The organism is Amycolatopsis sp. NPDC051373 (assembly GCF_040689465.1).
Classification (GTDB): domain Bacteria; phylum Actinomycetota; class Actinomycetes; order Mycobacteriales; family Pseudonocardiaceae; genus Amycolatopsis.
This window is the reverse complement of sequence record NZ_JBFBAE010000007.1, coordinates 338,723-348,099: the sequence shown is the minus strand read 5'-3', so window position 1 is coordinate 348,099 and position 9,377 is coordinate 338,723. Positions and strand designations below refer to the sequence as shown.

The window sequence follows — 9,377 nt, the reverse complement described above, 5'->3', positions numbered from 1 at the left end:
GACTTGCATGTGTTAAGCACGCCGCCAGCGTTCGTCCTGAGCCAGGATCAAACTCTCCAACAATGAATAGTTTGATCGAGACTACTCTCAATCTAGATTTCTCAAAGGAACCTCATACGAGGTTACATATAAGCTCTACTGGCTTAGTTCACTAGCACACTGTTGAGTTCTCAAGCAACACACCGCAACCCAGCCCACCCAGCAGGCAAACCAGATCACCGCGTTGTTTCAAGCTATTTTGTTCCGGAGAGCTACAGTACACCCTGGCGAAACTCGCGCTTCGCGGGGGCTGGTTCAGCTCCGGAGGTTTGGGACCACCCACTCTACCACCAGAGGTGAGAGCTTGGTTCGTGTTCCCGGCGGCCGCCCGGTTTCCCTGGCGACTTGGAGAACTTTACATGGCCGAAAACCGGCCTGAACAGGGGGGTCCCTTAAGACCGCACCAGCTCCCTGACCTGCATCGATACGCCGCTCAAGCCCAGGAGATCCGAAGCAGCCCACCACAGGCCCACCGACGCCCGATCAAGCCGACCGCATCCGCCCGTGACTCGCGAACACCGTCAGCGCCACCAACGCGGCCGCCAGCACCGCCGCGACGTGAATGGGCGCCGGCCCGAACGAAGCCGCCAGCACGAGCACCGCGGTGACGGGGTATCCGATCGCGATCTCCCGGCACTCGTTCGTCGGCCCGATGTGCAGCAGCCACACGCTCAGCATGAATACCGCGACCGGCACCGTCGCCACGAGCGCCGTGGCGAGACCGCTGATCGCGCTGTGGTGCGTGTCGTAGTCCACCGCCAGCTCGAGCCCGGTCCCGACCGCCGCGGCCGAAGCGAAGATCAGGTAGTGCCCGTACCCCCAGCTCGAGGTGCTCAGCAGCGACGGGTGGCGCACGAGCCGCAGGTGCCCCGGCTGGTCGAAGTACAGCCACCACATCGAAAACACCAGCAGGAGCCCTGCCGCGGCGAGCCCGATGAGCGTGCCGATGTGCTCGCCCTCGGACACGCCCTCCCGCACCGCGGTGGTGGCGCTCAGCACCACCTCGCCGAGCACGATCAGCGTGAAGAGCCCGTAGCGCTCGGCGATGTGGTGCGGGTGCCACGAAGTGCCGCCCCGTGACTCCGCGATGCTCGGCACCGCGAGCTCGCAGACCACCAGCACCGCGAACAGGATCACCGCCGTGGTCTGGGGGAAGCCGATCAACGCGTCGGCGACCCACAACGCCTGCACCACCGTGATCCCGCCCGCGTACCAGAGCGCGGTCGTGCGGTGTTCCGGATCCGATTTCGCGGCACGCAGCCACTGCGTCACCATCGCGAGGCGCATCAGCACGTAGCCGACCATCACCACACGGAAGTCGCCGTTGAACGCGCGGTCCACGCCGGCCGCGACGGTGAGGCCGCCGGCGATCTGCACGAGCGTGGCCAGCCGGTAGGGCACGTCGTCGGTGTCGAACGCGGAGGCGAACCAGCTGAAGTTCAGCCAGCCCCACCAGATCGCGAAGAACACCATCGCGTAGCTCAGGATCCCGTGGCCGATGTGCCCTTCGACCAGCTCGTGGTGCAGGTCCGCGCTCGCGGCCCCCACCGCGACGACGAAACACAGGTCGAACAGCAGCTCCAGCGGGGTGGACACGCGGTGGTTCTCCCCGCTGTCGCGCGACAGCATCGGCCGGTACCACACCCGGAACCGCTGGACCGGAAAAATCCCCTGGGACATCGACGCTCCCCGCACTCACCCGACGAACGCCGCCATCCCAACACGGCCAAAGCGCTCAGGCGAGTACGCCCCCCACCGGAGGGTGAAAGGGGAGAAAATCCGAGGTGAAAAAGGGCGGGCCCGGGTTCCCCCACTTCCGGGCCCGCCCGAATGCCTTCGCCGCACTCCCTCGCCACCTCGGGGGCAATGCTCCCGGCGGTCGCCGTACGGTCCCCCGCGGACGCCGACGATCCGGTGCCTGGGAGGTGACCAAGAGTGTCCATTCCATGAAACTCCGGAACTCTCAGCCGCTCGGCCGATCGACCCATCCCCGGTCGATCGATCGAAATGCCACTGTAGGTAGCCAAAGTGTGGTGCTGAAGGCTCCATAAGGTCTACCTGGTTGCTCTGAGTAGCACCAGGGTCAAACGTAGCGTGTCACTCAGATGGAGCATCGCGGAATCGCTGAAAGTAATTCACCTGTAGTGCCGAGTGAGCGTGATCTACTCACTGTCGGTGAACGCCGGCAGCCGCTTCCGCAGCGTCACGCTCCTCGTTACGCGCAGCCCTGTTGCGACGCGCTCGCAGCTCCAGCACTGCCAGCACGAGCGCGACGCACGTGAGCCCGGCCGAGCAGCACATCGCCGTGGTGAGGGCCAGCGAGTAGTTCCGGTTCGAGCCCACCACCACCGACTGGAAGACCGACGCCAGCACCGCTGTGCCGATCGCCGTGCCGATGCGCTGCCCGGTCTGCAGCGCGCCACCGGCGACGCCTGCCATCGACGTGGGCACGCACTCCAGCGTCAGCGTGGTGTTCGGCGCCAGCACCATGCCGCCGCCGATGCCGCCGATCAGCAACGGCAGCGCCACCGCGAACCCGGCCGCGGACGGCGGCACGAGCTCTACTACCAGCGCCACCAAGAGCAACGCGATCGCCACCAGGCTCAGACCCGTGACGGACAACCGGCGGCCGAACCGCGGCACGAGCCGGCCCGCGACCGCCGCCGAGAGGGCCGAACCGATCGCGAAGGGCGTGACCGAAAGCCCCGACTGCAGCGGCGTGTACCCCAGCCCCTGCTGGAAGAACAACGCGAAAACGAGCCAGATCCCGGCGAACCCGCAGAAGTACAGCGCACCCACCGCGGCGCCGGCCGAGTAGCCCGGCGTGCCCGTGAACAGCCGGACGTCCAGCAGCGGCGACCGTTCGCGGGCGACTACCCGGCGTTCCCACCGCACGAAACCGATGCCGAACACCACCGCCACGGGGAAGAGCCACCACAGTTTCGCGAGACCGCCCTGCTCCGACTCCACGAGTGGCAGCAGCACCCCGAGCACGGTGATCGCGAGTAGCGCGATGCCGATGAAGTCGATCTCCGAGCGCACCCGCATCGGCTTGCGTTCGGTCTTTGGCAGGAGCCGCATCGCCAGCACGAACGCGACGGCGCCCACCGGCACGTTCACGAAGAACACCCACCGCCAGCCGCCGGGGTCGCCGAACGCCGCGAGGATCACGCCGCCCAGCACCGGCCCCACGGCCGTGGAGATCCCCACGACGGCGCCGAAGATGCCGAACGCGCGGCCGCGCTCGGCGCCGCGGAACAAGTCCTGGATCAGGCCGCTGTTCTGCGGTGTCAGCAGGCCGGCCGCGCAGCCTTGGGCGAGCCGCGCGATCACCAGCATGGTGGGGCCGGTCGCCGCGCCGGCCAGCACGCTCGTGGCCACGAACGCCGCCAGCGCGATGAGGAACATCCGGCGCCGGCCCAGCGCGTCGCCGAGCCGGCCGCCCGTGACCAGGACCAGGCCGAACGTGAGCGCGTAACCCGACACGACCCACTGGACCGTGCCGCTGCCGGTGTTCAGGCCGCGCTGCATCGCCGGCAGTGCCGTGTTGACGATGCTCACGTCGAGCAGCGTCATGAGCCCGGCCGCCAGCGTGACGGCGAGTGCCCGCCACCGGCGCGGGTCCGGCACGTACTCCGTCATCAGGTGTTGGCGGTGATCCCGGGGATGCCCTTGAGCTCACCGATGAGCATCGAACTGACCTTCACCGGGTAATCGTAAAGCGCGAACACGGTCTGGTTCTTGCCGACGAGCTTCAGGTGGACCGGGGTCTCGCCTTTGTGCGCCAGCAGCGTCGACTTGAGCTCGCTCACCACCGACTGGTCGATCTTCTCGGCGGCGGCCAGCAGCATCAGCGGTGGTTCCTCGTCGCCGTTGCCGATCTCGGACAGGTCCAGCGGCACGAGCCCGCCGCCGAACACCGACATCTTGTCCTCACGCCAGTTGACCCGGCCCTTGACCAGCACCGCGTTGTCCTCGACCAGGTCCGCGCCGAACATCGAGTACGCCTTGGCGAAGAACAGCACCTCGATGGCGGCGTCCATGTCCTCGACCGTGCAGATCGCCCAGGGCTCGCCCTTTTTGTTCACGCGCCGCTCCAGCGAGGTGAGCAGGCCCGAGATCACGACCTCGCCCTCCCTCGGCGGATCGGCGAGCAGGCCGGCGATCGGCTTGGGCGCGTGCTTGCGGAGGATGCGCTCGGCACCGTCGAGCGGGTGCGCGGACACGTAGAGGCCCAGCATCTCCCGTTCGTAGGCGAGCAGCTGCTTGCGCGGGTACTCCTCCTCGCCGAACTTCAGGTGCGCGAGCGGCGACGAGGACGGCGTGGCCTCGGCCGAGTCGTCGTCCCCGCCGAAGGAGCCGAACAGGTCGAACTGGCCCATGGCCTCCTGGCGTTTGAGCGGCACGACGGCTTCCACCGCGTCCTCGTGCACCTGGATCATCGACAGACGGGTGTGGCCCATCGTGTCGAACCCGCCGGCCTTGATCAGCGACTCCATGACCCGCTTGTTGCAGGCCACCAGCTCCGACTTGTCGAGGAAGTCGGTGAACGAGGAGTACTTGCCCTTCTCCTCGCGCGTCTTGATGACCGACTCCACCACGTTGGCGCCGACGTTGCGCACGGCACCCAGCCCGAAGCGGATGTCGGTCCCGACCGCGGCGAACCGCAGGGCCGACTCGTTGACGTCCGGCGGCAGCACCTTGATGCCGAGGCGACGGCACTCCGACAGGTAGATGGCCGACTTGTCCTTGTTGTCACCCACCGACGTGAGCAGCGCGGCCATGTACTCCGGCGTGTAGTTCGCCTTGAGATAAGCCGTCCAGTACGCGATCAGGCCGTACGCGGCCGCGTGGCTCTTGTTGAACGCGTAGCCGGCGAACGGGAGGATCGTGTCCCACAGCGCCTTGACCGCTTCGGGCGAGAAGCCGCCAGGCAGCAGAGGACTGGCCTTCATACCCTCTTCGAAGCCCTCGTACTCCTTCTCGAGGACTTCCTTCTTCTTCTTGCCCATGGCTCGGCGCAGCGTGTCCGCTCGGCCCATCGTGTAGCCCGCGACCTTCTGCGCGATCTGCATGATCTGCTCTTGGTACACGATCAGGCCGTAGGTCTCGGACAGGATCTCCCGCAGCGGTTCTTCCAGCTCCGGGTGGATCGGCGTGACCTTTTGCCGGTTGTTCTTGCGGTCGGCGTAGTCGTTGTGCGCGTTCATGCCCATCGGGCCGGGGCGGTACAGCGCCAGCACCGCGACGATGTCCTCGAACCCGGTCGGCAGCATGCGACGCAGCAGGTCGCGCATCGCGCCGCCGTCGAGCTGGAACACGCCGAGCGTGTCACCGCGGCCCAGGAGCTTGTACGCCTCGGGATCGTCGAAGCCGAGGCGGTCGAGGTCGATCTCCTCGCCGCGGTTGGTCTTGATGTTGGCCAGCGCGTCGCCGATCACCGTGAGGTTGCGCAGGCCCAGGAAGTCCATCTTGAGCAGGCCGATGTTCTCACACGACGGGTAGTCCCAGCCGGTGATGATCGAGCCGTCGTCGCGCTGCCAAACGGGGATCGCTTCGGTGAGCGGCTCACTGGACATGATCACCGCGCAGGCGTGCACACCGGCGTTGCGGATCAGGCCCTCGAGCCCGCGCGCGGTATCGAAAATGGTCTTGCACTCCTCGTCGGTCTCGACGAGGGTGCGGACCTCCGCGGCTTCGGCGTAGCGCTCGTGCTTGGAGTCGACGATGCCGGACAGCGGGATGTCCTTGGCCATGATCGGCGGCGGCAGCGCCTTGGAGATCTTGTCCGCGATCGAGTAGCCCGGCTGCCCGAAGTGCACGCGGGCCGAGTCCTTGATCGCGGCCTTGGTCTTGATTGTGCCGAAGGTGATCACCTGGGCGACGCGGTCGGCGCCGTACTTGTCCGTGGCGTAGCGGATCATCTCGCCGCGGCGGCGGTCGTCGAAGTCGATGTCGATGTCGGGCATCGACATGCGCTCGGGGTTCAGGAACCGCTCGAACAGCAGCTTCTGCGGGATCGGGTCGAGGTTCGTGATACCCAGCGCGTACGCGACGAGCGCGCCGGCGGCGGAACCACGGCCGGGGCCGACCAGGATGCCGACCTCGCGAGCGTGCTGGATGAGGTCGGCGACGATGAGGAAGTAGGCCGGGAAGCCCTTCTGCTCGATGACGCCGAGCTCGTAGTCGCAGCGCTCCTCGTAGCCGTCGGGCACGCCGTCCGGGAAGCGCCACTTCAGGCCCTCGGCCACCTGGTGACGCAGCCACGTGGCCTCGCTGTGGCCCTCGGGCACCTCGAAGACCGGCATGCGGTCCTTGTGCGAGTAGACCTCTTCGTAGGACTGCACGCGCTCGGCGATCAGCAGCGTGCTGTCGGCCGCGCCCGGCACTTCCTTGTCCCAGTACTGCCGCATCTCCTCGGCCGACTTGAGGAAGTAGCCGTCGCCGTCGAACTTGAACCGGGTCGGGTCGTTGAGCGTCTTGCCCGCCTGCACGCACAGCAGCGCCGAGTGCGTGTCGGCCTGGTCCTTGGTGACGTAGTGCGAGTCGTTGGTCGCGAGCGGCTTGAGGTCGAGCAGCTTGCCGACCTCGAGCAGGCCCTCGCGCACGGACCGCTCGATCGGCAGGCCGTGGTCCATCAGCTCGAGGAAGAAGTTGTCGGCGCCGAAGATGTCCTTGTAGTCCGACGCGGCCTGGATCGCGGCCTCGCGCTGGCCCAGCCGCAGGCGGGTCTGCACCTCTCCCGACGGGCAACCGGTGGTGGCGATGATGCCTTCGTGGTTCTCGGCGATCAGTTCGCGGTCCATGCGCGGCTTGCGGTAATAGCCCTGGATCGACGCGATCGACGAGAGCTTGAACAGGTTCCGCAGCCCAGTGGCGTTCTCCGCCAGCATCGTCATGTGGGTGTAGGCACCGGCGCCGGAGACGTCGCCGCCCTCACCCAGCTCGTCCGAGCCGCGCTGGCTGGCCTGTCCCCAGAACACCGGCTTCTTGTGGAAGCGGCTCTCCGGCGCGATGTAGGCCTCGATGCCGATGATCGGCTTCAGGCCGTGCTTCTTGGAGGTCTGGTAGAACTCGTCGCCGCCGTACATGTTGCCGTGGTCGGTCATGCCCACCGCAGGCATGCCCAGCCGCGCCGCCTCGGCGAAGAGAGGTCCGATCTTCGCCGCACCGTCGAGCATCGAGTACTCGGTGTGGACGTGCAGGTGGACGAAGGAATCGTTCGACACCAGCGAAAACCTCCCCTAGGCAGACGGCTTCCCGGTTGTTGCTGCGGCGCGGCCCGGGGTCCTCCACCCTAGTCCGCGCTCACGCTGTGCGGCTCGGTAGGGATCCTCTCTCCTCACCCGCCCGCCGCGCCCGCCGACATGCCGCCCGGGGCCCATGAAACCTTCGCGGGTGACGCCACGCCGACACCCTCGCACGCCCCACCGACAGAACCGGGGCGAGTGAACCGGCCCACAGGATTCCGGTGATTCCCCCAGTCCGGATGTGGCAGACGTCCACCTGACTTGACACCGGTTCGGCGGAACTTCACGATCTCGTTCCATGAACCTGTCCGACAGCCAGACAGCCGGACAAGGCCCCCGTCGCGTGAGCGCCATGGAGGCCGTGCTGGCCTACCTGCGCCGCGCCATCGAACGTGGCGAGTACGCCGTGGGCGACAAGCTGCCGTCCGAAGCCGCGCTGAGCAAGGAGTTCGAGGTCAGCCGCTCGGTGATCCGCGAGGCGCTGCGCGGGCTGCAGGCGCTCGGGCTCACCGTCTCCCGCACCGGCAAGGGCACGTTCGTCACCGCGACCGGCCCGGCCGAGAACCCCACATTCGGTGGCTATTCGGCGCGCGACCTCATCGAGGTGCGCCGCCACGTCGAGATCCCCGTGGCGGGCTACGCGGCCTTGCGCCGCGACGCGGATCACCTCGACCTGCTCGGCCACCTCGCCGAGCGGATGGAGCTCGAGACCGACAACACGGCGTGGGTGGCGCTCGACTCGCTGTTCCACATCACCGTCGCCCAGACCTCGGGCAACCCGGTCTTCGCCAAGGTCATCGAGGAGATCCGCGACGCGCTGGCCCGCCAGTCTGCCTTCCTCAACCAGCTGGGCGACCGGCGCGCGGAGTCGAACGTGGAGCACCGGCGGATCGTCACGGCGATCGCCGACGGCTCCGAAGAGACGGCCGTGGCCGCGATGACGGCGCACCTCGCGCACGTCGAGCAGGCGCTGACCACCATCGTGCGGCCGGGCCGCACGGCCAAGCAGAACAGGAACAACTGAAACCGTGAGTGAGCAGACCCTTCCGGCGTCCGGCGTGCGCAGGCGGATCGACATGAGCGCGTTCGAGAACGCCGGACAATGAGCACTCCGGAACAGCGCGGGCCGCGCCACGTCCCCTTGGTCCACTTCCTGCGCGACGGCATGGTCGAAGGCGTGCACCACGGTTCGGTGATCGTCCTCGCACCGGACGGGTCCACGCTGTTCGCCGCCGGCGACCCGGACGTCGCGATGTACCCGCGTTCCACGGCGAAGCCGCTCCAGGCCACGGCGATGGCACGGCTGGGGCTGCGGCTGCCGCCGGCGGGGTTCGCGATCGCCGCGGCCAGCCACTCGGGCGAACGCCGGCACCTCGACGCCGCGGCAGCCGTGCTGGCCGGCCACGGCTTCAGCGCCGAAGACCTCGGCAATCCGGCCGACTACCCGTTCGACCCGGTCGAGCGCGACGCGTGGGTCGCCGCGGGCCGGCCGCCCGCGCGCCTGGCGCACAACTGCTCCGGCAAGCACGCGGCGATGCTCGCGACCTGCCGGGAGCAGGGCTGGGACCCGCGCACGTACCTCGATCCCGAGCACCCGTTGCAGCTCGCGATCCGCGCGACCGTCGAGGACCTCACCGGGCAGACCGTGCCGCGCGTGGCGGTGGACGGGTGCGGCGCGCCGCTGTTCGCACTGTCGCTGCGGGGGCTCGCCCGGGCGGCCTCGCGGCTGGCGACCGCGGCGCCCGGCACACCGGAAAGCCTGGTGGCCCAAGGGATCCGGCAGCACCCGGACCTCGTGGGCGGCACCCGGCGTGATGTCACGGCGGTGATCCCGCGGTGCCCGGGCTCCTCGCGAAGGACGGGTTCGAGGCCGTGCAGCTCGCCGCGCTGCCCGACGGCACGGCCGTGGCGCTGAAGATCGCCGACGGCGGCGACCGCGCGCGGCCCGCCGTGCTCGCGGCCGCGCTGGAGCTGTGCGGGGTCGACGCCGGCGTGCTCGAACCGTTCACGAGCCCGGCGCTGCGGGTCACGGGCGAATTCGAGGGCCGTCCGCGCGCTGCGTGACCCCGCTCACGCCAGACGGGTAGC

The 9,377-nt window shown here is 68.3% G+C and carries 4 protein-coding genes, 1 rRNA gene and 2 pseudogenes; 3 read left to right on the top strand and 4 right to left on the bottom strand.

The features are described 5' to 3' along the window. A 16S ribosomal RNA gene (locus AB0383_RS16080) occupies positions 1-63 on the bottom strand; the annotation flags it as partial. Positions 64-522: 459 nt separating this feature from the next. Then, a complete protein-coding gene (locus AB0383_RS16075; protein ID WP_366187648.1) occupies positions 523-1,719 on the bottom strand; it encodes a low temperature requirement protein A in 1,197 nt (398 codons plus the stop codon). A gap of 403 nt (positions 1,720-2,122) precedes the next feature. Here AB0383_RS16075 and AB0383_RS16070 point away from each other — a divergent pair. After that, positions 2,123-2,167, top strand: a pseudogene (locus tag AB0383_RS16070) (CxxxxCH/CxxCH domain-containing protein); the annotation flags it as partial. Between the two features lie 38 nt (positions 2,168-2,205). Here the strand turns inward: AB0383_RS16070 and AB0383_RS16065 are convergent. Both AB0383_RS16065 and dnaE read right to left on the bottom strand, forming a co-directional pair. Further along, a complete protein-coding gene (locus AB0383_RS16065) occupies positions 2,206-3,681 on the bottom strand; it encodes an MFS transporter (RefSeq protein WP_366187647.1) in 1,476 nt (491 codons plus the stop codon). Next, positions 3,681-7,268: a DNA polymerase III subunit alpha gene (gene dnaE, locus AB0383_RS16060; RefSeq protein ID WP_366187646.1), complete on the bottom strand. Its 3,588-nt coding sequence runs from the start codon at positions 7,266-7,268 to the stop codon at positions 3,681-3,683. The genes AB0383_RS16065 and dnaE overlap by 1 nt, the downstream gene beginning before the upstream one ends. A gap of 373 nt (positions 7,269-7,641) precedes the next feature. Between dnaE and AB0383_RS16055 the strand changes: the two genes are divergently transcribed. Then, positions 7,642-8,313 (top strand): FadR/GntR family transcriptional regulator, encoded by a 672-nt coding sequence (locus AB0383_RS16055; RefSeq protein ID WP_366187652.1) that lies wholly within the window; start codon positions 7,642-7,644, stop codon positions 8,311-8,313. Between the two features lie 78 nt (positions 8,314-8,391). Continuing rightward, positions 8,392-9,353: pseudogene (locus AB0383_RS16050) on the top strand (asparaginase). Positions 9,354-9,377: the final 24 nt, after the last annotated feature.